This is a genomic window from Candidatus Berkelbacteria bacterium, assembly GCA_016432625.1.
In the GTDB taxonomy this organism is placed as follows: Bacteria; Patescibacteriota; UBA1384; order 2-12-FULL-50-11; family 2-12-FULL-50-11.
In genome coordinates this window covers 635,467-661,625 of the sequence record CP066697.1, presented here as the reverse complement: position 1 = coordinate 661,625, position 26,159 = coordinate 635,467, and the positions used below count along the sequence as shown (strand labels likewise).

General features: G+C 52.2%; 23 protein-coding genes and 2 tRNA genes. 19 read left to right on the top strand and 6 right to left on the bottom strand.

Translation table 11 applies throughout. The features are described from left to right. Positions 1 to 2 precede the first annotated feature (2 nt). Together HY845_03625 and HY845_03620 are read left to right on the top strand one after the other, a co-directional pair. The gene (locus HY845_03625; GenBank protein ID QQG51620.1) at positions 3 to 1,073 is read left to right on the top strand and encodes an undecaprenyl/decaprenyl-phosphate alpha-N-acetylglucosaminyl 1-phosphate transferase; all 1,071 of its coding nucleotides are present in this window, start codon (positions 3 to 5) and stop codon (positions 1,071 to 1,073) included. Next, a complete protein-coding gene (locus HY845_03620) occupies positions 1,054 to 1,575 on the top strand; it encodes a PH domain-containing protein (protein ID QQG51619.1) in 522 nt (173 codons plus the stop codon). Before HY845_03625 ends, HY845_03620 begins: the two co-directional genes overlap by 20 nt. A 14-nt stretch (positions 1,576 to 1,589) precedes the next feature. Here HY845_03620 and HY845_03615 read toward each other — a convergent pair whose 3' ends face one another. After that, positions 1,590 to 5,105, bottom strand: coding sequence for a DNA polymerase III subunit alpha (locus tag HY845_03615; protein ID QQG51618.1), 3,516 nt, complete (start codon positions 5,103 to 5,105; stop codon positions 1,590 to 1,592). Positions 5,106 to 5,198: 93 nt separating this feature from the next. Between HY845_03615 and rpmA the strand changes: the two genes are divergently transcribed. The 5 genes from rpmA to HY845_03590 all read left to right on the top strand — a co-directional run bounded on the left by rpmA (position 5,199) and on the right by HY845_03590 (position 7,970). Then, complete coding sequence (gene rpmA / locus HY845_03610; protein ID QQG51617.1) at positions 5,199 to 5,471, top strand: 50S ribosomal protein L27; 273 nt, start codon at positions 5,199 to 5,201, stop codon at positions 5,469 to 5,471. A 4-nt stretch (positions 5,472 to 5,475) separates the two neighbouring features. Next, positions 5,476 to 6,069, top strand: a complete 594-nt coding sequence (gene rplS / locus HY845_03605) for a 50S ribosomal protein L19 (GenBank protein QQG51616.1) — start codon at positions 5,476 to 5,478, stop codon at positions 6,067 to 6,069. After that, positions 5,966 to 6,328 carry a YraN family protein gene (locus tag HY845_03600; GenBank protein ID QQG51615.1) on the top strand — a complete coding sequence of 121 codons (363 nt, stop codon included), beginning with the start codon at positions 5,966 to 5,968 and terminating at the stop codon, positions 6,326 to 6,328. Before rplS ends, HY845_03600 begins: the two co-directional genes overlap by 104 nt. 59 nt (positions 6,329 to 6,387) lie before the next feature. Next, entirely contained in the window at positions 6,388 to 7,869 is a 1,482-nt protein-coding gene (locus tag HY845_03595) for a glutamate--tRNA ligase (protein ID QQG51614.1), read from the top strand. A 29-nt stretch (positions 7,870 to 7,898) separates the two neighbouring features. Then, positions 7,899 to 7,970, top strand: a tRNA-Gln gene (locus HY845_03590). Positions 7,971 to 7,975: 5 nt separating this feature from the next. On the opposite strand, the gene HY845_03585 is transcribed toward HY845_03590, so the two are convergent. Beyond that, entirely contained in the window at positions 7,976 to 9,673 is a 1,698-nt protein-coding gene (locus HY845_03585) for a hypothetical protein (protein ID QQG51613.1), read from the bottom strand. Between the two features lie 17 nt (positions 9,674 to 9,690). Here HY845_03585 and HY845_03580 point away from each other — a divergent pair, with 17 nt between their 5' ends. From HY845_03580 to HY845_03570, 3 genes are all read left to right on the top strand, one after another. After that, the gene (locus tag HY845_03580) at positions 9,691 to 10,692 is read left to right on the top strand and encodes a hypothetical protein (GenBank protein ID QQG51612.1); all 1,002 of its coding nucleotides are present in this window, start codon (positions 9,691 to 9,693) and stop codon (positions 10,690 to 10,692) included. An 88-nt stretch (positions 10,693 to 10,780) separates the two neighbouring features. Beyond that, positions 10,781 to 11,152, top strand: a complete 372-nt coding sequence (locus HY845_03575; protein ID QQG52157.1) for a ribonuclease G — start codon at positions 10,781 to 10,783, stop codon at positions 11,150 to 11,152. Between the two features lie 134 nt (positions 11,153 to 11,286). Beyond that, complete coding sequence (locus HY845_03570; GenBank protein QQG51611.1) at positions 11,287 to 11,592, top strand: RNA-binding protein; 306 nt, start codon at positions 11,287 to 11,289, stop codon at positions 11,590 to 11,592. A gap of 57 nt (positions 11,593 to 11,649) precedes the next feature. Here the strand turns inward: HY845_03570 and HY845_03565 are convergent, their stop codons facing one another. Both HY845_03565 and HY845_03560 read right to left on the bottom strand, forming a co-directional pair. Continuing rightward, positions 11,650 to 11,841, bottom strand: coding sequence for a stress-induced protein (locus tag HY845_03565; GenBank protein QQG51610.1), 192 nt, complete (start codon positions 11,839 to 11,841; stop codon positions 11,650 to 11,652). Between the two features lie 186 nt (positions 11,842 to 12,027). Then, a complete protein-coding gene (locus HY845_03560) occupies positions 12,028 to 13,035 on the bottom strand; it encodes a CHAP domain-containing protein (GenBank protein ID QQG51609.1) in 1,008 nt (335 codons plus the stop codon). A 121-nt stretch (positions 13,036 to 13,156) separates the two neighbouring features. Between HY845_03560 and HY845_03555 the strand changes: the two genes are divergently transcribed. The 4 genes from HY845_03555 to HY845_03540 all read left to right on the top strand — a co-directional run bounded on the left by HY845_03555 (position 13,157) and on the right by HY845_03540 (position 17,269). After that, complete coding sequence (locus HY845_03555) at positions 13,157 to 15,844, top strand: HAD-IC family P-type ATPase (GenBank protein ID QQG51608.1); 2,688 nt, start codon at positions 13,157 to 13,159, stop codon at positions 15,842 to 15,844. A 16-nt stretch (positions 15,845 to 15,860) separates the two neighbouring features. After that, positions 15,861 to 16,235: a response regulator gene (locus tag HY845_03550; protein QQG51607.1), complete on the top strand. Its 375-nt coding sequence runs from the start codon at positions 15,861 to 15,863 to the stop codon at positions 16,233 to 16,235. Positions 16,236 to 16,273: 38 nt separating this feature from the next. Continuing rightward, positions 16,274 to 16,906: a thymidine kinase gene (locus HY845_03545; protein ID QQG51606.1), complete on the top strand. Its 633-nt coding sequence runs from the start codon at positions 16,274 to 16,276 to the stop codon at positions 16,904 to 16,906. 171 nt (positions 16,907 to 17,077) lie between these two features. Further along, entirely contained in the window at positions 17,078 to 17,269 is a 192-nt protein-coding gene (locus HY845_03540) for a hypothetical protein (GenBank protein ID QQG51605.1), read from the top strand. A 214-nt stretch (positions 17,270 to 17,483) separates the two neighbouring features. On the opposite strand, the gene HY845_03535 is transcribed toward HY845_03540, so the two are convergent. Both HY845_03535 and HY845_03530 read right to left on the bottom strand, forming a co-directional pair. Further along, on the bottom strand, positions 17,484 to 18,023 hold the full coding sequence (locus HY845_03535) for a hypothetical protein (protein ID QQG51604.1): 540 nt from the start codon (positions 18,021 to 18,023) through the stop codon (positions 17,484 to 17,486). A gap of 166 nt (positions 18,024 to 18,189) precedes the next feature. Further along, positions 18,190 to 18,263 (bottom strand) — tRNA-Glu (locus HY845_03530). A gap of 188 nt (positions 18,264 to 18,451) precedes the next feature. On the opposite strand from HY845_03530, the gene HY845_03525 reads away from it, so the two are divergent. The 5 genes from HY845_03525 to HY845_03505 all read left to right on the top strand — a co-directional run bounded on the left by HY845_03525 (position 18,452) and on the right by HY845_03505 (position 25,898). After that, on the top strand, positions 18,452 to 19,549 hold the full coding sequence (locus HY845_03525; protein QQG51603.1) for a shikimate dehydrogenase: 1,098 nt from the start codon (positions 18,452 to 18,454) through the stop codon (positions 19,547 to 19,549). Between the two features lie 97 nt (positions 19,550 to 19,646). Then, positions 19,647 to 20,792 carry a PQQ-dependent sugar dehydrogenase gene (locus HY845_03520; GenBank protein ID QQG51602.1) on the top strand — a complete coding sequence of 382 codons (1,146 nt, stop codon included), beginning with the start codon at positions 19,647 to 19,649 and terminating at the stop codon, positions 20,790 to 20,792. Positions 20,793 to 20,808: 16 nt separating this feature from the next. Continuing rightward, positions 20,809 to 21,756: a hypothetical protein gene (locus HY845_03515; GenBank protein ID QQG51601.1), complete on the top strand. Its 948-nt coding sequence runs from the start codon at positions 20,809 to 20,811 to the stop codon at positions 21,754 to 21,756. Positions 21,757 to 21,799: 43 nt separating this feature from the next. Next, positions 21,800 to 23,035: a histidine--tRNA ligase gene (hisS, locus tag HY845_03510; protein ID QQG51600.1), complete on the top strand. Its 1,236-nt coding sequence runs from the start codon at positions 21,800 to 21,802 to the stop codon at positions 23,033 to 23,035. Continuing rightward, complete coding sequence (locus HY845_03505; protein QQG51599.1) at positions 23,025 to 25,898, top strand: isoleucine--tRNA ligase; 2,874 nt, start codon at positions 23,025 to 23,027, stop codon at positions 25,896 to 25,898. The genes hisS and HY845_03505 overlap by 11 nt, the downstream gene beginning before the upstream one ends. Positions 25,899 to 26,159 lie beyond the last annotated feature (261 nt).

Below are 26,159 nucleotides of genomic sequence, written 5' to 3'. Positions count from 1 at the left end.
ACATGACCACTTATTACTTGGCCTCGCTCTCTGCGTTCGGGCTGAGTTTGGTGCTGACGGCGGTCTTCTCGCGCTGGGCGACCCGCCGCCGAATTTTTATCGCTCCGATTCGAGAAAGAGACGTTCACACTAGACCGATACCGCGCATTGGTGGCGCCGCGATCGTAGCTAGCTTTTTACTTGTTGTGGCGGCGGTGCAGCTGCTCTGGCCAGAGCTGTTAAGTCTCAGTAATGAAAAAATCATCGGTATTGACCGTAACTTGCTCGGATTGTTACTGGGCGTGGTGATCCTTGGCGTAGTTAACCTGGCCGATGACTTTAAAGACCTGCCGTGGGGCGTCAAGTTGGCGTTTCAAATTGCAGCAGCCCTACTGGTTGCCGCGTTCGGCATTAAAATTCAGTGGTTCACCAACCCTTTTGGCACTCCGTTCTTCCTTGGCTCACTTGACTGGTTGTTCGTAGTGATTTGGCTTGTTGGACTATCGAACATCATCAACTGGCTTGATGGTATTAACGGCCTAGCCGGCGGCGTCTCTGCTATCGCGTTGGCGACTCTCTTCTTTCTCTCGGTTTCTCCCGAAGTCGCTCAGTCAGAGAATGCATTGATTGCGGCGATCGGGTTCGGAGCAGTCATGGGCTTTTTACCATTCAATATTGTACGAGCGAAAGTTTTCTTAGGCGACACAGGATCAGTCTTCTTGGGCTTTCTGATCGGGGTAATAGCTATAGTCTCAGGTGGTAAAATCGCCACAGCGTTCCTAGCGCTCGCTATCCCTTTTCTAGATGGCATCGTGGTGATAATAACCCGACTCATCCATCATCAGTCACCCTTCGCTGCTGATAAACGGCATCTACACCACCGCCTGCTCGCCCTGGGCTTTAAGCCATGGCAAATAGTCGGCCTCTTCTACCTGATAAGCTTACTGTTTGGCCTCTTTGCCTTGAACAGCCAGGCTGTCGGCAAGTTCTACTTAGGGTTGTTAGCCCTCCTGGTAATGGGGGCGCTCGTTATGATTTACTCAATTTCCGACAAGTTAAGTACAATTAAGAAAGATGAAAAGCCAAGAAACTGAAACGTTCACATTCAAAGGACAGCGTTCTGGGGAAGAGGTTTTAGTCCTTGTTAACCAACATACCTGGGTGCTACTGCCGATTGCGATTACGTGGCTTGTGCTTTTGACCGTCGGCGCTCTGTCGTTATGGTACTTCGGCGCCTCGAAAATTACTTCGATTGTGATTGCGGCAGTCGTAATCTTTGGCGTGCTTTACTCGGTCTATCAGTGGTACATTTGGAACTTCAGCAACTATATTCTTACCAATCAGCGTGTCATTAAGATTGACCAGATTAGCATGTTTAGCCGCCTGATTTCGGAAGCTGAAATAGGCCGGATTCAAGAAATCTCGACTGAGATTGCCGGTCCGATCCATACACTGCTTAACTTCGGTACCGTGCGTATCCAAACTGCCTCAAACGCAGGACGGATGGATCTGGAAGACGTGCCGGATCCGTACAGCATGCAGCAGGAAATTGTCCGCATTCAGCGGCAGGTCCCGACTCAGAGCGAAGGCGTGTAGCGCTCGCGGGAGGCTCAGCGGACGGGCGTAATTAGCTCACTGACGGCTTGGCGCAGGGCCGGAGAGTCTTTGACGGTGAGTTTGGCGCGCATATTTCTGAGCTCGCCGTGATTGATGACGCGCAGCTCTACGGCAGTTTCTCCCGGGTGGGCGAGCAGAATGTTTTTTAGCTTCTCCATCGTTTCCTTGGTGGCCTCCTTTGGCAGATCGACAACAAAGGCGTGTGCCCCGGTATCTGAAGTGGGGCGCTCTTGGGGGGTGCGGTTGCGCAAGTACGGCGAGGAATTGCTCGAGCGCTGGACTATCGGTTCCAAGTCCTCGGCGTTAACTTTGTCGAGAGCCCAAACTTTATCGACCAGTACCTTAGCCTCCCCGTCCTTGTCGCTTAGCTTGCCTTCAACAAGCACCATCTGGTCGTTCTGCCACATCTCTTTTTGCTCGGCAAAAATCGTTGGGAAAACCACTGCCTCAAGCGTCCCTGTCAGGTCTTCAATTCTAGCAAACCCCATCATTTGGTTTGACTTGGTGGTGATTTTTTTCACCTCGTGAATGACGCCGCCGATCCGCACAACGGTGCCGGCTTGACCCAACACGATCTCGGCGCACGGCGTTGCCGCCTGGGCGAGTAGCTCGCTGAATTCTTTTAGCGGGTGGTCAGAGAGATACAGTCCTAGGAGCTCTTTCTCCCAGGTTAAATTCTGCCGCTTATCGTCCGGGACGTTTGGCAGGTCGATTTTGGGGAGCTTGAGGGCGTCCGGGTCCGTAGCTTCAAACAGCAGCGCTTGACCGTTGCCGTTGTTTTTAGCCGAGCCAGCGGCGGCTTTGACCATAAACTCAACGCCGGCAAAGAGTGAGGCTCGGCTGCCGAAACGATCGAGTGCGCCGGACTTCACAAGACTCTCCAGGACTTTTTTGTTCAAGAAAGCGCAGCAGCGCGATAAAAAGTCTTCTAACGTTTCGAACGCGCCGTTGGTTTTGCGCTCAGTGACAATTTGTTTAGCGACGGCGACACCAAGATTTTTAATAGCGCCCAAGCCGAAGCGAATTGACTTTTTATCTCCGTCGACCTTCGAGTGTTTCACGACACCAAAATCGGCGAATGACTCGTTAACGTCCGGCGGCAACACCGTAATACCCATCCGTTCGCACTCAGCTATCTCGATCGATATTCGGTCAATGTCGCCCAAGTCACTCGTCATCAGTGCCGCCATGAAGCAGTCTGGGTAGTGGGCTTTCAAGTAGGCAGTTTGAAAAGCGATCATCGCGTAACAAACAGCGTGGGCCTTTGGGAAAGCGTAGGCGGCAAAGTCTTCAAGCTGATCCCATATCTCCTCGGCTTTTGACTTGCCAACGCCATTATTAACCGCGCCCGAGATGAATTTTTCTTTCATCTCCTTCATGAGTTTTGGAATCTTTTTACCGATCGCTTTACGCAACGTATCCGCTTCGCTGCCCGTGAAACCGCACATGTCGCGACTCATACGCATAACCTGCTCTTGATAGACCGGGATACCGTAGGTTTCTTTCAAAGCGTTTTCGGTCAGCGGGTGCATGTACTCAATATTTTCGATGGCGTGTTTGCGATTAATAAAAGTCTGGATCCACTGGATTGGCCCGGGACGATAAAGGGCGACCATAGCCACAATGTCATTGAAGAGGTTCGGCTTAAGTTCTTTGATATAACGCTTCATGCCGGCTGACTCAAGTTGAAAGACGCCCGTCGTCTCGCCGCGTCCAAGCAGGGCAAAAGTTTTGGTGTCATCGAGCGGCAAGTTATCTATGTCGACTTTTGTTGCATGCACCGCTTCAATAATCTCAATCGCCTGTTTCATGATCGACAGGTTGGCAAGTCCCAGAAAGTCCATTTTCAGCAGGCCGATCTTCTCAATTGGCCCCATCGAATACTGCGTAACTTGGTGAATGTCGCCCCCTTGCGCGGCCTGGACAGCGACATATTGGTCGAGCGGTTCTTTGGAAATCACGATAGCACAAGCGTGTTGCGAGGCGTGCCTAATCGTTCCTTCAAGTTTCATCGCCTGGTCTAACAGCTGCTTGGCTTCAGGGTCTTTGTCGTAGACTTCTTTGAGCTCGGGCGAGTCTTTAACAGATTTGGCCAGAGGAATATGCCGGCCCTGGATCGGCGCTGGGACGACCTTAGCGATCGCATCAACCTGGTTATACGGGACGCCCAGCACCCTTCCGACATCCCGCACTGCCGCCCGGGCCATAATTGTCCCGAAAGTGATAATGCCAGCGACTCGATCGTCGCCGTACTTGTCTCTGACGTAATCAATGACCTCGCCTCGACGTTTATCCTCAAAGTCCATGTCGATATCTGGCATCGACACTCTCGAAGGGTCGAGGAACCGTTCAAAGAGCAGGCCGTAGTAAAGCGGGTCGACGTTGGTGATACCGGTAGCGTAGGCGATCAGCGACCCGGCAGCTGAGCCGCGACCCGGCCCGACCAAGATCCCTTTGGAACGGGCCATGCGCATAAAGTCGGCAACAATCAAGAAATACCCTGGGAAACCCATCTTATTAACGGTCTCTAGCTCGTAATTAAGCCGCTCACGAATTTCTAAAGTTATCTCGGAGTAACGTTTGCGTAAGCCTTCTTCGCACCATTTTTTAAGCAAGCTGGCCTCGGTTTCCCCCGGGGGCAAAGGAAACTGCGGGAGTAGGTTTTGATCGAGTGGAATATCCAAATTGACCATGTCGGCGATCTTGAGAGTGTTCTCCAGGGCTTCGGGAACGTCAGGAAAGGCCTCGGAGATTTCCTCGGCGGTTTTTAGCGAGAAGTCGCCGGTATAAAGCATTCTGTCCCTGTCGCTGACCAAACGGCCGGTTTGAATACAGACCAAGATATCGTGAGTATTATGATCCTCGGGGTTAACGTAGTGGGTGTCGTTCGTGGCGATTAGCCCGAGGCCGGTTTTCTTGGCGAGTTCTTTGATGCGCTGATTCACCACTTGCTGCTCAGCGATGCCGGGGTGATCCTGCAACTCGAGATAATAGTTCTCTTTACCGAATATTTCTTGATACGTTCGGATGGTTTCCTCAACGTCTCCTTGATCGCGGCCAAGAATGATGCGGGAAGTCTCGCTTGCCAAGCACGCGGAGGTAGCAATTAGCCCCTCGGAGTACCTACTGAGGATCTCTCGGTCAAGCCTAGGTCGGTAGTAGTACCCTTCTAAGTGCCCAAGCGACGTAAGTTTAATGAGGTTCTTGTAGCCGGTCAGGTTCTTAGCTAGGAGCACTAGATGGTAGGGCCGATTGTCTTGACCGGTCGACTTGTCGGTGCGCTTGCGTGGAGCGACGTACGCCTCCTGACCGATTATCGGCTTGATCCCAGCCTTTTTACACTCGAGGTAAAACTCTATGGTGCCGTGCATTACGCCGTGGTCAGTCAGCGCAAGCGCCGGCATACCCAGGGCTTTAGCTTTGCCGACAAGTTGGTCGATTTTGCCCAATCCATCCAAGAGGGAGTAGTGAGAGTGGACGTGGAGATGGACGAAATTCGGTTTAGCCATGCTTATCCTTTGTAATCAATCGGCGGCGTACCATCAATGGCTACCACCCGGGGGTTGCTTCTTGGCTTGAACTGAAGTAAGCTAGTCACAACTATGGCATCAACAAAAGCCAAAGGATCGTCAAAAAACGGCCGCGATTCACAGTCGAAACGCCTCGGAGTCAAGATTTACGGGGGCTCAGTTGTGAAGAAGGGTCAAATTATCGTCCGCCAGCGCGGGTCGCGTTTTTACGCTGGAACCGGTGTCAAGATCTCTAACGACGATACGATCTTTGCTCTCCAGGACGGCGTGGTGCGTTTCAGCTCGCGTAAAGTCGGCAGTCACACTGGCCGCATTGGTACCAAGACTTTTGTTAACGTCGCTTAAGACCATGGACACTCAGGGAATCATCAAAAAAGTTGAATCTGCCTCTCTCAAAAAGAGTATTCCCGATGTCCGATCTGGTGAAACCGTACGTGTTCACTACAAGATTCGTGAAGGCAATAAAGAACGCATACAGATTTTCGAGGGTCTAGTGATATCCACCAGCAAAGGCGGTAATTTACAGGGAAGCTTTACGGTTCGTAAGGTTGTAAGTGGCGTTGGCGTCGAGCGTTCTTTTCCGATCCACTCGCCGCACATTGCCAAGATCGAGCGTCTAAAATCCGGCAAGGTTCGACGCGCCAAACTCTACTTCGTCCGACGCCACGCCGCCTCGCCTAAACGTTTTCGTCTAAAAGACCGAGGCGTAGCCGGCACGATTTGGGAGGAAGTTGCCAAGGAACAGGAAGCCATTGCCCAAGAAGAAGAGAATATTGAGTCGACCGAAGTTGCTCCGGAGGAAGTTGCCTTAGAGCCTGAAACAACCGACAATGCTTCTGATGACGAAAGTTCGCAAGAGTCTGGGACGGGTGGGGGAGACGCTGGCAGCGAAGTTGTTGCAGAAGAAGGGCCATCAGATCCTAGCCCTGAATCTGAGAAGTAAGCTCGGCGAAATCGATATTCTCTCAAAAGAAGGCAGAACGATCGTCGTGACGGAGGTCAAAACTAAAACTAGCGATTTCTTTGGTGCCGCTATCGAAATGATCACCCCTGTTAAGCAACGTAAATTAGTCTTGCTAACGCACCATCTGCAGGCTCAGTATAAAACGAACAATGTCCGCATCGATGTCGTTGCCGTCGATAACGCTGGCAGCGAACCTAGGCTGACCCATCATAAGGGCGTGATTGAGTACCATGGCTAGGCATAAGTTTGCCGGGTACTCACTGCTCACATTTCAGGCTATGTTCATAGTTGAATACCATGGTTGATAATAACGCCGTCAGAGTTAGAATCGCCCCGTCGCCTACCGGGAAATTACATATCGGCACTGCCCGTACGGCTCTCTTTAATTATCTTTTTGCCAAGAAGTACGAGGGGAAATTTATCGTCCGCATGGAGGACACCGACACGGCTCGCTCAACGGCCGATTTTGAGCGTGACATTCTCGACGGTTTTTTGTGGCTCGGCATGCCCTGGGATGAGGGCCCAGAAGTCGGTGGTGCATTTGGCCCTTACCGCCAACAAGAGCGCCTAGGTCTCTACCAGGTTTTCATTAACCAGTTGCTGCAAGAGAAAAAAGCCTATAAGTGCTACTGCTCGCCCGAAGAGTTAGAAGTAGAGCGCAAGAAACAGCAGGAAGGAGGCTCGGCGCCGAAGTACTCTGGTAAGTGCCGTAAGCTTACCGAGGAACAAATTAGCGCCAACGACGCTGCTAATCAGTCCTTCGTTGTTCGTTTCGCGGTACCTGATGGCAAGGTCGAGTTTGACGATCTCATCAAGGGGCACGTTGAATTTGAGGGCTCGTTGTTCGGTGATTTTGTCATCGTTAAGTCGGACGGCATGCCACTGTTTGTGCTCTCTAATGTTATCGATGATCACTTGATGGAAATTACCCACGTTCTGCGCGGCGAAGACCACCTCTCAAACACCGGGAAACAGATTCTTCTAGCCAAGGCGCTCAACTTTTTGAATCCACTATTCGGGCATTTCCCGCTGATTTTGAATCCGGATAGAACCAAAATGAGCAAACGAAAAAACCCGGTCTCGATTACCGACGATTACCAACTCCAGGGCTACTTACCGGAGGCGCTGAATAATTTCATCGCCCTTCTTGGTTGGTCATCAGGAACTGATAGAGAAATTTACACCATGCACGAACTAACGCATGAGTTCGAAATTGAGAGAGTTGGCAAAAGCCCGTCAGTCTTCGACAAGGAGAAGCTACTCTGGATGAACGGCTATTATATCCGCCACCTGTCAATTGGCGATCTCGCTAGCCGTGCCGAACGATTTATCCGCGATCATAAAATCAAGCAGGCTATCCTGGAGAATCCGGAGCGGCATCTGCAGATTTTGGCTCTGGTGCAGGACCGTTTGAAAACGCTAGACGAAGTCGAGGGGCTGATTGAATTCTTCTATAACGACCCGGCATACGACACGAACCTTTTGATTGCCAAGAAGTCTAAACTAGAAAACGCACGCTTAGCCCTCGACCTCGCCCAGGCCGCTATAAAGGGTTTGGATGAGCTGACTTTAGAGCCGACGGAGATTGCTCTGCGAAAGGCGGCCCGTGAAAACGGCCTACAGGATGGTGAGTTATTGTGGACGGTCCGTGTGGCGCTCTGTGGCCGCGACGCCTCACCGGGAGTATTCGAGCTCTTAGAAGTCTTTGGCAAGGACGGGTCGTTGAAACGCATCGCTTTAGCGATTAAGAAACTTGGCGCCGTTAAGGCTGACAATTAATCTCCTATTCTGGTAGAATTTCACTTAATTGCCGGGTCGTCTAGCGGTAGGACGTCTGCCTCTGGAGCAGAAGATCGAAGGTTCGAATCCTTCCCCGGCAGCAAAATTATACTGGCCCGTGCCAAAGCGAGGCGCGCATAAAGCTGCCGGCGTAGCTTACCAATACCAGCACCCCGACGATTACTAGAGAGATGCCAATACCTTTTACTTTCTCGAGATTGCTCGGAGATGAGGTGGGATCGTTCTTAGGCAGGACTACTGGGTCATTGGTGGCGTCGCTGACAGTAGCGGGTTCAGGCTGAGCGGCGTTGCCTTGTTTAGAGCTGGTGCCGGATGATTTATTGCTTCCTTGGTTGGTTGCGGAGTTACCGCTAGAGTTAGAGTTTGTGCCCGAAGAGCCAGATCCGGCTCCTGAGCCGTCGTTACCAGGCGAGGATGGCGTGGGGCTGAAAGCAAGCATTACCGGGCTGTCGCCAACGCCAACGGCCAGTTCGCCAATGCCGCTACCGCTGTAGGTTGGCTCGGTGGAAGCCACGGTGTTGTAAGAGCGAACGTCCATCAGCTCATTGTCAAAAGATATGGTCGCGCTAACGGGCGTCACGCTTTTCGTGCTGTCGACTTCTTGCCAGAGGAAAAGCAAGAACTGCCCGTCACGTTTCTGCATTAAGACGCGCTTCAAAGTGGTGGGTGCGGCAAGTCGGTACGTTAGTGTTGCTGGTGTGAACTGTGGACCAGGATCGTTCGCTAAAGCGATAAGGTTCTTCAAGGCAGTAAAAGGCTGTTTCGCAGCGCCATCGGTTTTCAGCAGGGTCATGTAGTAAGTGAGAGTGTTGTTGGGAATATCTGGGGCGACGTATAGCTGGTAGAGGTAAGTGCGCTTAATGCCCCGATTGAAGAGCTCCAGGAGACGTCGGCTAGTATACTTGGCCGCTACGTCCTCGCTAAGTAAAATACGCTGAACTTCGACTGGCGCCCCCGCAACATTATCGGTGGAGGGGATACCGTTCTCGGTGATAATAATTGTTTTGCCGCTGTAGAGCGGTGCTGCAAAAGCCTGATAGTGCTGATCGTAATTACAGAAATTACTTAAATCTGCAGGGTTGTTATCTGACCAGTAATCGTTGCAATACCAGTGGTAATTGCCGTAATCAACGTAATCGGCAAATGGCCCCTGCTGTTTAAGAAGATCGCCAGCACCGTAATTGATATACGTCGGGGAGAAAATTTCGATGCCTTGATAGCGACTATCGCTGCGAAAGCTGTTGGCAAAATCGCGCGTAAATTCAAACAGCCAGCGCGGCCATTCGGCTGGTGGCGGCTGATTGTCCCAGTAAAGACGGGGGTGATTGTACTCATTTGGCCCCTCAACTGACCCAAGCTTAATTCCCATGCCTAGGTAAGTATTAATTTCGACCAAAGCCTCATTAATCGTTGGCAGATGCGTCTGACTCTCGGCATCACGCGCAATAATCATATCGAGCTTGATGCCGGCGTCGCTGATTTTCTTCAGGGCATCTAAATATTGCCCGTGATTGCCAAAGTCCTCACGAATATGGCGGAGACCTAGCTCCTTGACCCTTGGCATATAGATTGTGTCGAAGGTGCCATTCCAGAGGTTACTCCCCAAGTGAGTTGAGAGGCCGACTGAGTCAACGAATCTGTCAGCCATCTTGGCCTGTTCGGTAAACGTCTGTCCGTCATCAGCTCCTTCGCCGGTGAAACGAAAGTTCAAGAAAAGCCCGGCGGCGATTAAAACTAGTCCCAACAGTGGCCCTACATAAGAGAGTAAACCAAAACGACGCATCTCATACATTAAACAGTATGGGACCTCTTACTCAAACAGCGCTCGTCGTAACTACGGCAATTAGGTATTATATTGATATGGATTTTGGGGCGATCATCAATCGCGCTTATCATCTCGTCAGGAATTCAAACGTGCTTTGGAAGCTCGGTCTGTTAGCGGTCTTCACCGAGGGGATGGTGAACGGTATTGCCCAGACTCTCCCGTCGCCAGATTTCCCTGGTAGCAACAAGCAACAAGCAGATCTTCAGTTGCAGCAGGCTCTTGGCCGTCTTGAACAATGGTTTACCAGCCACCTAGCTCTTGTAGCCGTAATCTCCGTCGTCATGATCGTGCTCGGGGTCTTGTTGTGGTACGTCTCGCTTCGCGCCAAAGCCGGACTCATCATTACTGCCGAAGATCTGGAGGACAATAAACCAGCTGGCAACTTCGCTGAGTCCTTCAAAAAGGGGGCTCCGTTTGCGTGGCGTCTGCTCGGCCTTTACTGGTTAGTCGCCCTGTCGGTCATTATCGCAGTTGGTCTTGTCGCAGCAAAGTTATTTATTGCACATCAGTTATCAACGACATTGCTAGTAGTTGGCTTAGTACTCCTTTTGCCAGCGCTGTTCATCTTTGTTATTTACATGAGCTTTTTAATGAAAATGGCCGAACGGCACATAGTCCTCAAGCGTGCTAGAGTATGGGAGAGCCTTAGCTATGGGCACAAGATTTTAACTACGCGGTTCGTCAACTCCTTACTGGCATTACTGATTGAGTTTGGCTTAGGCATCCTCTTTGTTATCGCGGTCTTTGCTGTCGTAGTCGTCGCGGTTGGCTTGGGCGCCCTTGTCCTGTTATTGCTTAGCGCCCTGTTACCCCAAACCGCTCTGGCGGTAATCGCTATACTACTCATGCTGGCCCTCCTTGTCGGCATCTTCATGCTTTCCGGCTGGTTTGCCGCTTTCCAAATTACGTATTGGACACTTGTCTACCGAGCTTTAAGCTATATGGTAGGGAATAAAGAAAAGTTAACGTCCAATTAATTGAAGGAGGGGAATGGCAGAAGAAGATAAAATTGAATCGACTACCCCAAGTACCCCGGCCCCCGCGGCCGCGCCGGTACCGACGGGAGTGGAGAGTACGGGTGGTTCGGGAGATGTCCCAGAGGAGATCAAAGGCTGGAACTGGGGAGCGTTCTTCTTGAACTGGATATGGAGTATTTTTAACAAGGTTTGGATCGGCCTACTAGCGCTGGTGCTGCCTTTTATTCCAGTCGTTGGTGGTATCGGAGTATTAGTAATGGCGATCGTTCTTGGTCTAAAAGGTAGTGAGTGGGCCTGGAAGAGCCGCAAGTTCGAATCTGTTGAACAATTCAAGAAGGTACAGAAGGCTTGGGCGATTTGGGGCCTCGTCATCTTCGTAATCGGAATTGTCATCATGGTATCTACCTGGAGCATCGTTGCTGGCATGCTGTTTGGTAGCGGCGCGAGCTTAGATTACTAGGCTAGCTGCCGGATCCGTGTTATAATCTACGCAATAGGTATCTGGTTTTGTAGTGGGTTGCGACCGTTAGGTAAGTGCGCTCGTTACGCAAAGTCAGAGGTCGCACCTAAGGAATTAGTTTTGAAAGGCAATAAATGGCAAAACGTTTATTTGTCGGTAATCTCTCTTGGGATACAACCGACGAAAGTTTGCGCACAGCCTTTGCTGCACTTGGAACAGTCGAATCCGCCACAGTTATAACGGATAAGATGTCAGGTCGCTCCAAAGGTTTCGGCTTTGTTGAAATGGCCTCCGACGAAGAAGCTACTAAGGCGATTGAAACCCTTAATGGCAAAGAAATCGACGGCCGACCGGTAACGGTCAACGAAGCTCGTCCGATGACAGAACGCTCAGATCGATCAGATCGCGGCCCACGTCAATCGAACGAAGAAGCAGCGTAAGCGACATGAAAGCCCTTCCCTCGTGGAAGGGCTTTCTGTGTCTTCATCGTAGTAATTCTACGGTCGGTAGGCGCGTCGTTGCGCCTTGCGAGCCCGGCCACCTTTCTTACCCGCCTTGCTAGCCTCTTTCGGGGTCCATTGGTGGGCATTACCACTCGCGTGGGCCGCTCTACCCCCAGCGCTAGCGATGCGTCGTTGCGTACTCGCATCCATCGAGGCAAAGCCCCGTTTGCTTTTTAGTCGAGCCATTACCATTAACTTCCCCTTTCGCTTATGCAGGATATTGCCGCGGAGCTTTTAAATCATTAACAAAGTTCCCAAAAACCAGTCGCCAGACCAGTAAACAGTTTGGAATAAATATCGATATCGTTTCTTAACAAGAGTTTTTATGAGTTAAACGTGGTCAGGCCCACCCCCGAAAGGGTGGGCCCGGGCTTACCGTTGCAAGGTACTGTACTTGACGTAGGCCAGCAACCGCTTGATCGGCTTATCGCTGCTCGTGATGCGATTTGGTCGCACCAGCACCACGACGTACCGATCAGGGAGCTTAGAGACGGGCACTGGTCCGACCTCCGCAACCGCCACATTCGCAGCAGATTTCGGCAGCCTGATGGTGAACCGTTCGGGCCAGACGTAAACGTCAAGGTCTAGCTTCCGCTCAAGATCAGGGTAGATCTCAAGGAAGATCTGACCGTAGTCACTCACGTCGGGACTAAGGCGAACAACGCTCGACCAGTATGGCCCGTCGCTCGCGTCGGAAGACTCCAGCGTACCGAAGCCTTTCTCTCCGACAGGAGACAGTAGCCATTTGCTAGACATATTCCTCCAGGTCGCGTCGTCACGGTAGATGTAGCCGGCGACGTAGTCGTCCAACTCTATAACCCGCTCACGAACCTTGCCATCAAGGTCGCTCGAGAAGTTGCAGTCCCAAACGACCAAACATCGTTCCGAGATGATCTCGCTGACGATCGAGACGTGGCCAGACGGGTTGCCCGGCCATGCCTTATGGACGAGAATTGCTCCTCGTTGCGGCAGCGGTATCGGTTCCCCGATGACAAACCTTCCGACTGGCCAGCCGGCCTTGGAGGCTTGATCCAGCCAGTTCTTGGCGTCGTTGCGACCGCCACCGCGCGAGTCGAACGGAAAGTCGGAACGTGCCAGGTAGGCAAGCCAGGTGCACTGGCCAACGGCGAATCGGCTGGCAGAGTCTTCAACGACGATGCCAGCTTGATCACCTAGTTTCTTCCGCCAGGTTTTGTCGCTAGGCTCGTAAACTTGACGAACTTCTAGCGAGCTGGGACGTCGTGGCGGCGTTTGGCCGCTAAGTGAGTAGGCGTGCTCGCGTTTGTAATCGGCGAGCAACTTCATGGCGAGCTCCTCCGGCGTTGACCGGACAGTGGCGACGCTACCGAGCGCCGAGACCACCAGGGCAGTGATTATCATTGTTCCCCCGGTCCCTTAAGGGACGAATATGGCCATACTATATACCCTAGTTTTAGGGTGGTCGACGGTAAACGTCACATTTACTTCAAGCTAGCTGTCTTATCAGTTATGCTGAGAAGCAATGGGTGGGGTTTGGTCAAAAAATGAGCGCGAAGTTTCAGCCGAGCTTGGCGCTGTTGCCGCAAAGGGACTTTCTGAGGCAGAAGCGAGCCGGAGATTAAGCCGGCACGGCTATAATTTGTTGCGGGAGAAGCCTAAAGCCTCGGCGCTCATTGTTTTATTGCGGCAGTTTCAGAGTCCGCTAACTTTAATACTGATCGTGGCAGCACTGATTTCTTACCTGCAGAAGGATATGACCGATACAGTTGTCGTGCTGGCGGTGGTCGTTTTGAACGTATCGATCGGTTTTTTCCAGGAGTACCGCGCTGAGCGAACCATTGAGAAGCTTCGCCACGCTCTCGCAGTAACGGCTCGCGTCATCCGTGATGGCATCGAGCAGAAAATACCGGCCAAGAATATTGTTGTCGGCGATATTATTGTTTTGGAAGCTGGCGATCGAGTTCCTGCCGACGCCCGTTTGATAGAGGGGGGTCAGCTAAGAGTCAACGAGGCGGCCCTGACCGGCGAAACAGTCCCTGCTCACAAAAGGCTTGGCGCTGTACGCGAAGACACTGTTTTAGCCGAGCGCTCCAATATGCTGTTTATGTCGACGTTTCTCGTTGACGGTCGGGCGGTGGCAGTCGTCACTGGCACCGGGATGAATACAGAAATTGGCGCCATCTCCGCTGAAGTAACGAGGGTCCGTCCAACGCCGACATTTTTACAACGAAAAATCACCCAGTTCGGGCGTTACATACTGCTCGCTTCATTTATCCTGACGATACTGATCTTCTTCTTTGGTCTAAGTCAGCGCATACCTCTAGCGGACATGTTTGCGGTTGCCCTCTCAATTCTTGTGGCAATTGTTCCTGAGGGGTTGCCGGTAGCGCTCACTGTAGTGTTATCGGTAGGACTATTACGAATGTACCGACGTGCTGCCTTAATCCGAAAACTTGCCGGAGCGGAGACGCTGGGTAGCGCTACGGTCATTTGCGTCGATAAGACCGGCACTTTGACCGAAGGGAAAATGATGGTGGAGCGGATTCTGCTGGGGGGTGACGACGTTGCAGTGACCGGGCACGGCTACTCGTTATCCGGACGCTTTACAGTCGAGAGCAAACCAGTAGCGCCAGAGCATCTTCCTGGGCTGAAACTGATCCTCGAGCTTGTCAGCATGGCAACTACCTCAACGATCTCACGGGAGGACTTAAAAACGGATCAAGCTCAGATACTGACCGACCCGACCGAGACGGCACTCTCTGTGGTTGCGGCAAAAGCTGGTTACTACGCCTTCAAAGAAGAGCGTCGCTACCCGGAAGTACTAGAGATCCCGTTTGATCAAGAGCTGCGCTACTCAACTTCAGTCCATCGCTTCGGGCGTCATAATCGCTACATAACCAAAGGTTCGCCTGAAAAAGTCTTACAGCTCTCCAGTCACGTTATCTCGCCTGGAGGTACAAGAAATCGATTATTAGCGCGCTCACGGGCAAATTTGGAAGAACGGGCCTCTGCCTACGCTAAGCAGGGGTATCGCTTGGTGGCGCTTGCCTACAGCGACCGACCAGGCTCGGAAACGCCCAACGAGCGACATCTCAAAGATCTGACTTTCGTCGGCTACTTTTGTATTGCCGACCCGATCCGCGCAGAAGTAAGAAAGGCAATCAGTACAGCTAAAGAGGCCGGCGTCCGGGTTATTATGCTTACTGGGGACCACCTTCTGACGGCTGAGACAATCGCCCAGAAAATCGGCCTGGATATTCACGGCAAGGCAATCCACGCTAATGATCTAGGCCACCACGATCTTGAGGACGTGAGCGTTGTTGCCAGGGCCACACCGGCAGACAAACTGAAAATAGTCGAGAAGCTGCAACGTCGTGGGGAAATTGTTGCCATGACTGGCGACGGTGTTAATGACGCCCCAGCGTTGAAAAGAGCCGACATCGGCATCGCCATGGGTCGAAGTGGCACCGACGTCGCGATTGAGGCTTCCGAGATGGTTCTTCTACAAGATAATTTTGAAGCGATTGTTAACGCCATTGCCGAGGGTCGCCTGATTTGGGAGAACCTTCGTAAGGTCGTTTTCTATCTTACTTCAACAACTTTCGCCGAGTTGTTCATTATTGTTTACGCGCTTTTTGTTGGCATTCCATTGCCGCTGCTCGCGGTTCAGATTTTGTGGATGAACCTCGTGACGGACGGCGTGATGTCGATGGCGTTAACCGTTGAGCCGGCGGAGACTGACCTGATGCGTCAGCAGCCTCGGCCACACGGAGCTTCATTAGTCGACTCCGGCATGTTCTGGCGGATGGTAGTTCTATCGTTAGTGATGGCGGCTGGCTCGTTAGGAGTTTACCTATTCACCCTGAAGCACGGCGTCGATTACGCTCGGACGGCAACGCTTACGGCGATGGTTTTCTTCCAGCTCTTGAATGTTTTTAACGCCCGCAGCCATACGAAATCGGTGTTCTCGCTCAAACTTCCAATCAACCCGTTACTACTAATCTCATTCGCCGTAGCGACAATCTTACAAGCCCTAGTTTTAGCAATGCCCGCAATGAGGGATTTGCTGGGCTTGGCGGCGATAGATACGCTTACTGTCGTTTCGATAGTTGCGATTACCGCCTCGATTATCCTCGCCGATGAGCTCCGTAAGGCGGTCCGGCGCGTCAGCTTGAACTGGGCACGCTTGCAGCAGGGTTTTGCCGATTAGCGTATTATTCTTGCAGATGGCCCGCCATAAAGTGCTTCTAGTTGAAGATAACGACGAACTACGCCGGCTTTATAAAGATATATTCCGTCACAATAATTTCGAGGTTTTTGAAGCGGTGGACGGAGAGCAAGCAATTGATGAGGCGTTAAATAGTAAGCCGGACGTAATTATTCTAGATCTGATGTTACCGCGCCAAGGTGGCCTGCGCGCCCTCAAAATCTACCGTAGCTTGCCCGAATGCAAGCACACCCCGGTTATTATTCTTACCGCCATGCCCAACCCGGATTATCAGCGCGAAGCCGCCGAGATGGTACAGGGATATTACCTCAAAACTGCCATTGGTCCTCAAGAACTCGTCGGCAAGGTTAGGGATCTGCTCGAGGGTAAGTAGGCTTGCTTCCGGAACGAAAACTCAATATTTTGAGCTCAATGGCAAACCGCGTGGTGGTTTTTACAGGCCCGATGAAAACAGCCAAGACACTGCGGTTGTTACATGCCTACCAGGCCTATTGTGCCAACCAAAAACGCGCCAAAGTCACCGCTTTCAAACCCCGAGCCGATACTCGTTACGACGACAATTGTATCCGCACCCGCTTAAACCCCCAGGTCTGTATTCCTGCCAAGGTTATCGGTCAGAGTAAGGAAATTTTGCGCCACCTCAAACCTGAAGTGGATTTAGTGCTAATCGACGAAGCCAATTTCTTTGACCCCGAGCTCCTCTATGTTGTCATGAAGATCAGAGACCAGGCTGACGTGTTTATCACCGGCTTAGATAAAGACTTCCGTGGCTTACCCTTTGGGCCGATGGGGCACCTGCTAGCAATCGCGAACGAAGTCCACAAGCTCAAGGCCTACTGCGACGTCTGCAAGAGGGAGCTAGCTGAATACACCCAGATGCTGGAGGATGGTCAGCCGGCCTCGGCTTTTGTTGATACCGTGACGCCGGAAGGGTCTGTTAAGAACCGAACCTATGAAACTCGCTGTCAGGATCATTTCGAACCACCGAGTGACCTTGAAGACTGGTTGGCGGAACAAAGCCGTGTCGCGCTAGCTAACGCTTGATTGCGGACCCATGCACACAAGTCCGCACCGTAAACCGAGAAGTGAAAAGATCCAAACCAGAACACTACTGAGGTTTTTTCTAGAACTCTATTCGGAGTTTATCTTGAACGAAGCCTAGCGCACATTGACTCACGATAGTGCAAGTTATAGGCTATGCTCGGAGGCTTAGCCGTGAACCAATACAATGTGAAAGATCCCGAGGATCTACGACGACTCATTCTTGACCCGTTCCCTCCCGTCTCTGAGGAGGAGTATCGTATCTTGAAGAAACGCGAACGTCGTTCGCACGCCGGCCCCGCCGTCGCCCAACCGGGTGGCCCCGATGGCATCGCTGCCGTCAGAACGGCCAAAATGACCGCATAGGCCACCCTCGCCGCTTCCGAGCCCTCTTGATGTTCCATCAGAGGGCTCTCGCTTTAACCAAGAGACTCTGTCTATTCTGGGTCGTTAAAGACAACCCGAATATTCTCCCATTTCTTGCTCTTTTGCAGCTCACAGGGAGTTTCACAGGGCTTATCGGGCGTTTGTTTAATACAGAACAAAATGAGATGAGCTAATTCACGAGCTCTTTCCCTTGTTAGTTCAACGTGTTTTTTACTACGATCGACTTGCTTGGCCATCTCTCAGGTAATCCAAAATCGTAGCTGGTTGTGTGATCTGGGCCCTGCCTGCTTACAGCCAGCTTTATTGTTGTCTCGCAAGTGCGTCCGTAGGTGTCTTGATAGCGAAAGAGGATGCTACCCGCTTTTGCCAGTGCGTCTTCGGCGCTCCCCGCCATCCATACTTCGGTGTCCTGACTTGGGGCTAAACTTGAGGAATTAGGCGCTGCTCCGAGGCTACGTTGTGGACAAGCGAGATTTGTCAGTGGGCCCTGTCCGATATTCTTGATTTTGAATTTGATGTGATTGCCGTTGTGTACCCATCCTTCTGAGATCGGCGCAATCACGGGTCGCAGTAAATCCATTTGTGTTTCTTGTGAGGTTTTTGCGGCACGAAATGCAACCCAAACAGATACGACCGCCGTGATTGAACTAATTACACCCACCACCCAACTCCAGTTGTTTCGGGAGATATTTTCAATCGCGTCAGCAATGCGCTCCAAACCAGCCGATTCCATCAAATGGACAGTAGCACAATGGAGCTACGTGTCGACTCCCAGTGGGAGTCGAACCGCTTCAGGTTTGGGATTTCGGGTTATCTCACAAAACGCCCCCGCGTAGGCGTAGGCGCTTTGTTGCTTCTCTAAGGAAGCTGTCAAATTGCGTGCATTTCACCGAACAATGCGGTCCCGACGGGATTCGAACCCGTGATCTTCTGGATGAGAACCAGATATCCTAGGCCACTAGACGACGGGACCAATATCCTGAACATTCTACCCGTTTGCACCTGTTAGGTCGAGCGATACTCCGGGTAATTTCAATATCCAAAATGGCGGAGCTCTTATTTTGGTCAAGACATTTACGGCGCCTAAGTTACTGACTTTTACCAAGTATTCGAGTAGAATTTAGCGACGGTCTGTGACCTTTTTACTTTCGGAGGAAAAACGTGAAGAAATTTGGCTTCATCGTCCACGCAGTTACTGCGAAGGACGCCGCTCGTCGTTATCCCTTCCTTCAGCGTTGGCCCGATCCGTTGATCGAGCTCTTTATGCTGATGAAGGGTCCGTCTGTTGTTGGACGCACTAGCGTCATCACCAGCCCAACAGGGGCAGTGACGCAGGGTGTTTTCGTCGGCGTGCCGATGTCCACACGGATGCTACAAAAACTGCCTCTAGAGTTCTCCTACAAGAGGATTCTCAAGGCGATCGAAATCGCCGCCCAAGAAGGCGCCGAAGTCGTTGGCCTGGGCGCGCACACGGCGTGCATCGGCGATGGGGGAATTACCCTTAACGCCCGCAGCCGGGTTCCAGTCACTAGCGGCAACAGCTACACGGTTGCCACAGCGATCGAGGCTGGCATGGATGCCGTTGGACGCCTGTACCCCAATTTGGACCTAAGGTTCGAAGGGGTACTGGCGGTGGTTGGCGCTACAGGCGCGATCGGCAAAACTTGTGCTCAGATGCTCAAGGATCGATTCGCCGTAACCTACTTGATCGGTCGCGACCTGGATCGAACGCAAGCAGCAGCCGAATCGATCGGCCTGCCACTGAGTACAGCCACCACCGACGTCGGCATCATTCGCAAAGCGCACCTGGTGATCTCGGTCACTAGTTCCGATACTGACGTCATTAAGTCGGAGCACCTCTCGCCTGGGACGGTTGTCGTCGATGTGGCTCGGCCACGCGACGTCAGCTTCCGGGTACAGAAAGAGCGCCAAGACGTTTTGGTCATCGAGGGCGGCGTAGTGCGAGTGCCGGGCAAGCCAAGTTTTGGCTTGAACTTCGGCTTCCCGCCTTATGACGCTTACGCTTGCATGAGCGAGACTATGGTTCTGGCGCTGGAGGGACGCTGCGAGGCGTTCACTTGCGGCAAGGACGTTTCGCCAGAGCAGGTAGAGGAGATCAGCCGCCTGGCGACGCGCCAAGGCTTCGGCTTGTCTGGCTATCGCAGCTTCGAGCGGCGAGTTGAGGATGAGGATGTCGAGCGGATCGCTTCCCTGGCTGCCAAGCGCGTCGGGCTACTGTCCGACTTGATCGCCTACTAGCCGAAACGCCTCACGTTGCTCCTCTATGAATTGAATCGGGCGGCCTCTTGGGCCGCCCATTTCTTTAGGCCTTATTAGTGCTAGACTTGGATCACCGATGAAAGACGTTAGTATCTGGTGGTGGAATTTTGCGGTTCTACTGCTGCTACTGCTTGGTAGCCAACTGACGCCATCAATCCAACCAACTAAGCAAGAGGCAACGTCAAATAAATCAGGCCCCCTCTACAAGGAGAAGCAATTTACCTGGGAAACAAAAGTATTATTGACTGGTCTAGATATTCCCTGGGATTTGGCCCAGCTGCCTGACGGAGGGCTCTTGATCACCGAGCGCACTGGTAAGCTCAAACTTTGGGACACGAAAACCGTTCAAACTGTCGCTGAGTTGCCGGTCGCCACCGTTTCTGAATCAGGGCTGACCGGAATCGCTCTACACCCCAAATTCCCCGAGAATCACTGGCTTTATCTTTACTACACCTACCGCACCGGCGGCGAGCTGAAAAATAAAGTGGTCCGTTACGTCTTTGAAAATAACAAGTTAACCGAAAATAAGACGATTCTTGACGGTCTGGCTGGCGGGCAGATTCATAACGGTGGTCGGTTGCGCTTCGGCCCAGACGACTTGCTCTATGTCTTGACAGGCGACGCCGCTCGCCCGGCTCTAGCTCAGGATCCAAAGAGACTTGAGGGGAAGATTTTGCGCCTAAAAGACGACGGCAGTGTGCCGGATGATAATCCAACGAAAGGCTCGCTTGTCTATACGCTCGGCCACCGTAATCCCCAAGGATTAACTTGGCACAGTCTAACTGAAGAGATGTACGCCACCGAGCACGGCGAAACCGCAAACGACGAGCTGAACGCCATCCAGCCAGGTCAAAACTACGGTTGGCCAACCGCCAAGCGCGGCGCGCTTGACCACACTGGTTTCGTTGCCCCGTTACTTGGCTCTGGCGATGAAACTTGGGCGCCATCCGGCATCGACTTTGTGGGCCTAAAAATTTGGGAGTTACGCTACACCGCGATATTCGCCGGCTTGCGCAGTCAGAAGCTACAGAAAATCGAAATTATCGACGGCAAGATCGCGAGTCAAGAAGTTCTAATTGATAAAACGTACGGTCGCTTACGGGCCGTTCTAGCCAAGGGCGATGGCTCCGTTTACGTCACAACCAGCAACCGCGACGGCCGAACTAACCCTCAAGCTGATGATGATCGGCTTTTGATTGTTACCCCAGTCGAGAAGAACTAAGCTATTATTGAAATAAATGGAGGGGATAATCTTCTGGCTAGTACCGGTTGTGCTGCTAATCGTGTTTATCTTGGTGCTTCTGCGCCACGGCCGCGACACAAATAAGCCGCCGTTACTAATCGTCGAACCACTAGGCACCCTAATCACAGCTTGGCAAACGGCCCGTTTTATCCCGGCCGGGGTCTCAAGTACTGAGAAAAATTCCACCGCTCCTACAAGTACCGCCAGAAAACAGCTCGAAGAATATCTCAGCATGTTCCGTTATCAAACCTGTAATAGTGGTACGCCGTTAGAAATGATTATCATTTCAACCCTAGGTATAGAGCAGCGCTCCGCGGCAACACTGCTTCACTGTCACGGTCTAAGTTTATGGGGCGAACAAAGAATTTTCGAAACTAAAGACGGCAAAATTCTTTCAGTGATGATGGGCGACATCGGCGAGATCCTGTCCAAGGTCAAATACAACGGTGCCGGCAAGGAAGTGATGTCTGATAAGATGCGCCAAGAGCTTAAAGCGCTATCCCAGCGCTCTGGCAGTCACGGCTACTTGCCAGTGGCCTGCTGTTATCGTTTCGTTCATGCTCGCGCCGTTATCGAACCAACCGGCCATAGCTGGGCTGGTTTGATCCTACTTGAGCCGGTTTTAGCGCCCAATTTAATCAAACGCTTGCGGGGCTATCGCCAAGCCGACTTGAAGATGTTAAGCATCTTGCCAGAAGCGCTGCTGTCGTTCTTGCGCCGGCAACTTTGGCGCACCGAGACTTACGACGGAGCGACCCCTTCGCGGGAGGATAACCCTAAGGAGAAGGAAGAGTATTGGGATCAGGCACGGTCAATAGGTTCGGCCAACCTGCGTGAGCGCTACAGCGCAGTGCGTTACTTCCAATTCGGTAAGAATTGCCGTGTTCTAAGCGGCAACACCGAGGACCGCCAGCTGCCAGTCCCCACAACTAGCTTCCTCTAACCTAGTGCGCGGGTGTGACTTTTTAGGTTAGAATGTCCTTATCATGGATAGCCAACAACTTCAGCCTTTGAGCGGTTTTCGTGACCTTGTCGGCTCGCCCAAGTACGAGATAGCTAGTCGTTTACGCGAGATTTTCGAGTCCTTCGGCTTTATCTCCATGGACACTCCAGCGCTGGAGCGACAAGACATCCTGCTCAATAAGTACGGCGAAGAAGGCCAAAAACAACTCTACCTCTTTGAAGATAATGGCAAACGATCGGTTGGCTTGCGTTTCGACCTGACGGTGCCTCTTGCGAGGTACGTCGCCGCGAACCGCCAATCGCTGAACTTGCCATTCAAAAGGTACGAGATTGGCTCAAGTTGGCGAGCCGAGAAGGCTCAGGCCGGTCGGCTTCGCCAGTTTACTCAGGCCGATGTCGATATCGTCGGCGTGGCCTCGCTCGGGGCAGAACGCGAGCTATTGGAGATCATCGCCGCCGCCGAAGCGGTAATCGCTGAATTTACTGTCGAGCTCAATGATCGTCGTTTAGTCGCTAGAATTTTTGATGAACTCAAGGTTGAGATGGCGATAAGAGGCAAAGTATTGCGCACGCTCGACAAGAAAGCGAAGATCTCCGAAGAAGCTCTCAGCAAAGAGTTGCTCGTAACCGGCCTCACCGCGAATCAATTACGTCAAATGCAGGGGATATTTCTCTCCGATAAGCCTACGCTCGATGCCACGGCAAAATTAGTCGGCGAAGAGGTAGTGAGCGACTTGGCTAGTCTGCTCTCGTACGCTAAAACTCTTGGGCTAGACGTCAATTACGCGCCGAGTATGGTTCGGGGTCTGGACTACTACACCGGGACGATCATCGAGGCTTCCGTTAAAGACGCCGAAGTTGAGGTTGGCTCGGTTATCGGCGGCGGCCGCTACGACTCGTTGGTCGAAGACTTAACTGGTGAGAAAATTCCCGCCGTCGGCATCTCATTTGGCGTCGATCGTTTAGTTGATGTAACGACCGAATTCATCCGAGAAGGCGAGATATTTATTGTCTTGCTACCGGAGACGGAAAACGAGACGCGCGCCTGGGCCCGCAAACTTCGCGGCTTAGGCAAGATCGTTGAGGTTTTTCCAGACAGCGCCATCCCGCTCGGCAAACAGATTAAATACGCTGACAAAAAAGGCTACGCCGAAATATACCTGCCGACAGGCGAGGAATGGCGACAGGGTCAGATTGTCGTCAAGGACCTTTCAAGCGGCGCTCAGCGCTCTTACAGACGGACCGAGTATGAAGTTTGAGGCCGAACCGTTCAAGTCGTTATTTGAGCTCGAAGAGTCCGTCCTTAGCTATTGGTCTAAGAACGATATTTATGCCAAATCCTTAGCGAAAAATTCTGGGGGCGAAGTTTTCTCGTTTTACGACGGGCCACCGTTTATTACTGGCATGCCGCACTGGGGGACGCTCCTACCGACAATCGCCAAAGATGTAATTCCGCGCTACCAAACAATGAAGGGCAAGTACGTCCGCCGCATCTGGGGCTGGGACGTACACGGCTTACCGGCGGAGAATCAGGTAGAGAAGAAGTTGGGCTTAAAAACTAAAAAAGATATCGAGGCGCTGGGAGTGGAGAAATTCATTTCAGAGTGTCGCAAGTATGTAGCCGAAACGTCCCTTGCTTGGCGCTGGTATATCGATCATATCGGCCGCTGGGTTGATATGGAAAACGCCTATCGTACCGACAATTTGGCGTACATGGAGTCGGTGATGTGGGCGTTTAAACAGTTGTATGACAAAGATTTGATTTACCGTGGCCGTCGCACTTCGCTGTATTGCCCACGCTGCGCCACGCCCCTAAGTAAGTTTGAGGTCACGATGGATGAAGGTAGCTACCGCGATGTCACCGATCCTGGTGTTACGGTTGCCTTCCGGGCTGAGGGCGACGACGTCTCGTTACTCGCGTGGACGACAACGCCTTGGACCTTGCCGGCTAATTTCGGCCTGGCCGTTGACCCCGAGGCTGAGTACGTCAAGGTTACGGACGGAGAGAAGCGTTACATCCTTGCCCATCAAGCGCTGGAGCGTTACGGGGACCTTGATCTAGAAATTGTTGAGCGCTTTAAAGGCGAAAAGCTACTTGGCCAACAGTACGAGCCACTTTTTCCTCACAACGCTGCCAACAGTGAGACTGACTATAAGGTTTATCCTGCGACGTTCGTTAGCATGGAGGAGGGTACCGGAATTGTTCACATCGCACCGGGATTTGGCGAAGACGACTCAACGCTCGGCGAACAAGTCGGTTTAACAGTGCTCGAAACGCTTGACGACCAAGGCCATTTCAAACCAGAACTCGGCGAGCCATTGGCGGGGCTTTACTACAAAAAAGCCGATCCGATCGTGACGGCTGATCTTGAGAAACGCGGTTTGTTATTCAAACAAGAATCTATCGCGCACTCATACCCGCATTGCTACCGCTGCGAGACGCCGCTTATCTATAAGGCCCAGGTTTCCTGGTATCTGCGGATTGATCCGCTACGCGATGAGCTACTAAAAACTAACGAACAGATCAAATGGGTGCCGGAGCATTTTGGCTCTGGTCGCTTCCGCCACAATCTTGAAACTGCACCGGACTGGTCGCTGTCGCGAACGCGTTACTGGGGCTCGCCAATTCCAGTTTGGGAGACAGAAGACGGCGAAATCTTTGTCCCAGGCTCGATCGAGGAATTAGAAAAGCTAAGTGGCCAAAAGATAACTGACTTGCACCGACCGTTTATCGACCAAGTTGAACTGACGCTGCCTAGTGGCAAGAAAGCCCGTCGGGTAAAAGAAGTGCTCGATTGCTGGTTCGAGTCGGGCTCGATGCCGTACGCCCAAGATCATTACCCCTTTGAGAATAAAGAAGTTTTTGAGGCCCACTTCCCGGCAGATTTTATAATTGAATACACCGGGCAACTTCGGGGATGGTTTTATTATTTGCACGTTCTTGGCAACGCTCTGAAGCAATCGGCCGCCTTTCGTAACGTTGTTACTACGGGCGTCCTTTTTGGGACCGATGGGCGCAAGATGTCAAAATCCTACGGCAACTACCCAGACCCAAAGGCGACAATAGAGAAACATAGCGCCGAAGCGCTACGTCTTTACTTTATGTCGAGCCGGGTGATGCAGGGGGAGGATATGGCTATCAGCGAAACTGACATTCGCGATTCTGCCCGTGCTCTAAACGTCCTACATAACTCGTTTCGGTATTTACTCACTTACGCTAAAGCTCACTCCTGGCAGCCAGCCGAAGCTCAAAGCACAGATGTGCTCGACCGCTGGATCAGTCTTCGTCTTGAGGAGCTTATCGCGACAAGCCAGGCGAGTCTAGGTAATTTCGATCTTCCAGGCGCCGCTAGGGTTATCCGCCCCTTCATCGAAGACCTCTCGACCTGGTATATACGTCGTAGCCGTGATCGTTTCGTGGCTGGCGATGCAGCGGCCTTACAGACCCTCTACAACGTGCTAGTGCGCTTTGCCGAAGCCGTCGCGCCAGTTCTGCCATTTACCGCCGAGCACATCTATCAGACTTTGACCGAAAAGGAATCGGTGCACCTAGCTAACTATCCGACGGCTGATGAGGTCTCGATCAATGAGCAGAGCGATTTGTTGCGCCTGATGGATCAGGTTCGTTCGATCGCCTCCACCACTCACATGTTACGTTCTCAGGAAGGCATCTCGCTGCGTCAGCCACTATCTAGCTTGAGCGTCAAAGGGTTTACCGACCTCGAGAACAGACCAGAATTTAGCGAAATCCTCCGCGATGAAGTCAACGTCCAGCAAGTCGACTTTCAAGACAAGGCCGATGAGGGTTGGTTCCGCGTCAACGTTGAAGGCGGCATGATCCGGCTTGAAACAAAGTTGACGCCAGAACTTGAGGCGGAAGGACGGTACCGCGAGCTTATCCGTCTGCTGCAAGATGCACGTAAAAAAGCCGGTCTTGTTGTTGGTGAGAAAGCCGCACTCACTTACTTTACGTCAGACGAAGCCTACCTAAATATTTTCCAAACCCGCGCTAAAGACGTCGCTACAGCAAGTGGTTTAGCAGGACTGAACGTTGCCGAGAGCAAGGTTGGACTAGAGTCGTCAGGCGACGAAGCTCTCTTTGTCAAATTCGATAAGTCTTGACAGTTACAAAGTGAGGCATAGACTTTAAGTGCAACCAGCAGTGAGGTTGCGGGGAGGACCGTCAAAAGTACATCGATAGCTTACGACGCCCACGCGCGTCACTCGTCACTTGTACGGTGATCCGAACGCCGTACCGACCGTTTCTCACGGAGGACCGTCTTGACCCACACTGGTCGGGAAACACGCCCTGCGGAAAGCAGAAACTAACGGGCCGGTTGTTATCGGCCCAGCACGGAGCATGACTCCACGCAACTTGTAGGC

What these genes read in the sequence shown, in the direction of transcription:
- HY845_03625 (QQG51620.1), top strand. Translation starts at nt 3, where the DNA reads ATGACCACTTATTACTTGGCCTCGCTCTCTGCGTTCGGGCTGAGTTTG.
- HY845_03620 (QQG51619.1), top strand. Translation starts at nt 1,054, where the DNA reads ATGAAAAGCCAAGAAACTGAAACGTTCACATTCAAAGGACAGCGTTCT.
- HY845_03615 (QQG51618.1), bottom strand. Translation starts at nt 5,105, where the DNA reads ATGGCTAAACCGAATTTCGTCCATCTCCACGTCCACTCTCACTACTCC.
- rpmA (QQG51617.1), top strand. Translation starts at nt 5,199, where the DNA reads ATGGCATCAACAAAAGCCAAAGGATCGTCAAAAAACGGCCGCGATTCA.
- rplS (QQG51616.1), top strand. Translation starts at nt 5,476, where the DNA reads ATGGACACTCAGGGAATCATCAAAAAAGTTGAATCTGCCTCTCTCAAA.
- HY845_03600 (QQG51615.1), top strand. Translation starts at nt 5,966, where the DNA reads ATGACGAAAGTTCGCAAGAGTCTGGGACGGGTGGGGGAGACGCTGGCA.
- HY845_03595 (QQG51614.1), top strand. Translation starts at nt 6,388, where the DNA reads ATGGTTGATAATAACGCCGTCAGAGTTAGAATCGCCCCGTCGCCTACC.
- HY845_03585 (QQG51613.1), bottom strand. Translation starts at nt 9,673, where the DNA reads ATGCGTCGTTTTGGTTTACTCTCTTATGTAGGGCCACTGTTGGGACTA.
- HY845_03580 (QQG51612.1), top strand. Translation starts at nt 9,691, where the DNA reads ATGGGACCTCTTACTCAAACAGCGCTCGTCGTAACTACGGCAATTAGG.
- HY845_03570 (QQG51611.1), top strand. Translation starts at nt 11,287, where the DNA reads ATGGCAAAACGTTTATTTGTCGGTAATCTCTCTTGGGATACAACCGAC.
- HY845_03565 (QQG51610.1), bottom strand. Translation starts at nt 11,841, where the DNA reads ATGGCTCGACTAAAAAGCAAACGGGGCTTTGCCTCGATGGATGCGAGT.
- HY845_03560 (QQG51609.1), bottom strand. Translation starts at nt 13,035, where the DNA reads ATGATAATCACTGCCCTGGTGGTCTCGGCGCTCGGTAGCGTCGCCACT.
- HY845_03555 (QQG51608.1), top strand. Translation starts at nt 13,157, where the DNA reads ATGGGTGGGGTTTGGTCAAAAAATGAGCGCGAAGTTTCAGCCGAGCTT.
- HY845_03550 (QQG51607.1), top strand. Translation starts at nt 15,861, where the DNA reads ATGGCCCGCCATAAAGTGCTTCTAGTTGAAGATAACGACGAACTACGC.
- HY845_03545 (QQG51606.1), top strand. Translation starts at nt 16,274, where the DNA reads ATGGCAAACCGCGTGGTGGTTTTTACAGGCCCGATGAAAACAGCCAAG.
- HY845_03535 (QQG51604.1), bottom strand. Translation starts at nt 18,023, where the DNA reads ATGGAATCGGCTGGTTTGGAGCGCATTGCTGACGCGATTGAAAATATC.
- HY845_03520 (QQG51602.1), top strand. Translation starts at nt 19,647, where the DNA reads ATGAAAGACGTTAGTATCTGGTGGTGGAATTTTGCGGTTCTACTGCTG.
- HY845_03515 (QQG51601.1), top strand. Translation starts at nt 20,809, where the DNA reads ATGGAGGGGATAATCTTCTGGCTAGTACCGGTTGTGCTGCTAATCGTG.
- hisS (QQG51600.1), top strand. Translation starts at nt 21,800, where the DNA reads ATGGATAGCCAACAACTTCAGCCTTTGAGCGGTTTTCGTGACCTTGTC.
- HY845_03505 (QQG51599.1), top strand. Translation starts at nt 23,025, where the DNA reads ATGAAGTTTGAGGCCGAACCGTTCAAGTCGTTATTTGAGCTCGAAGAG.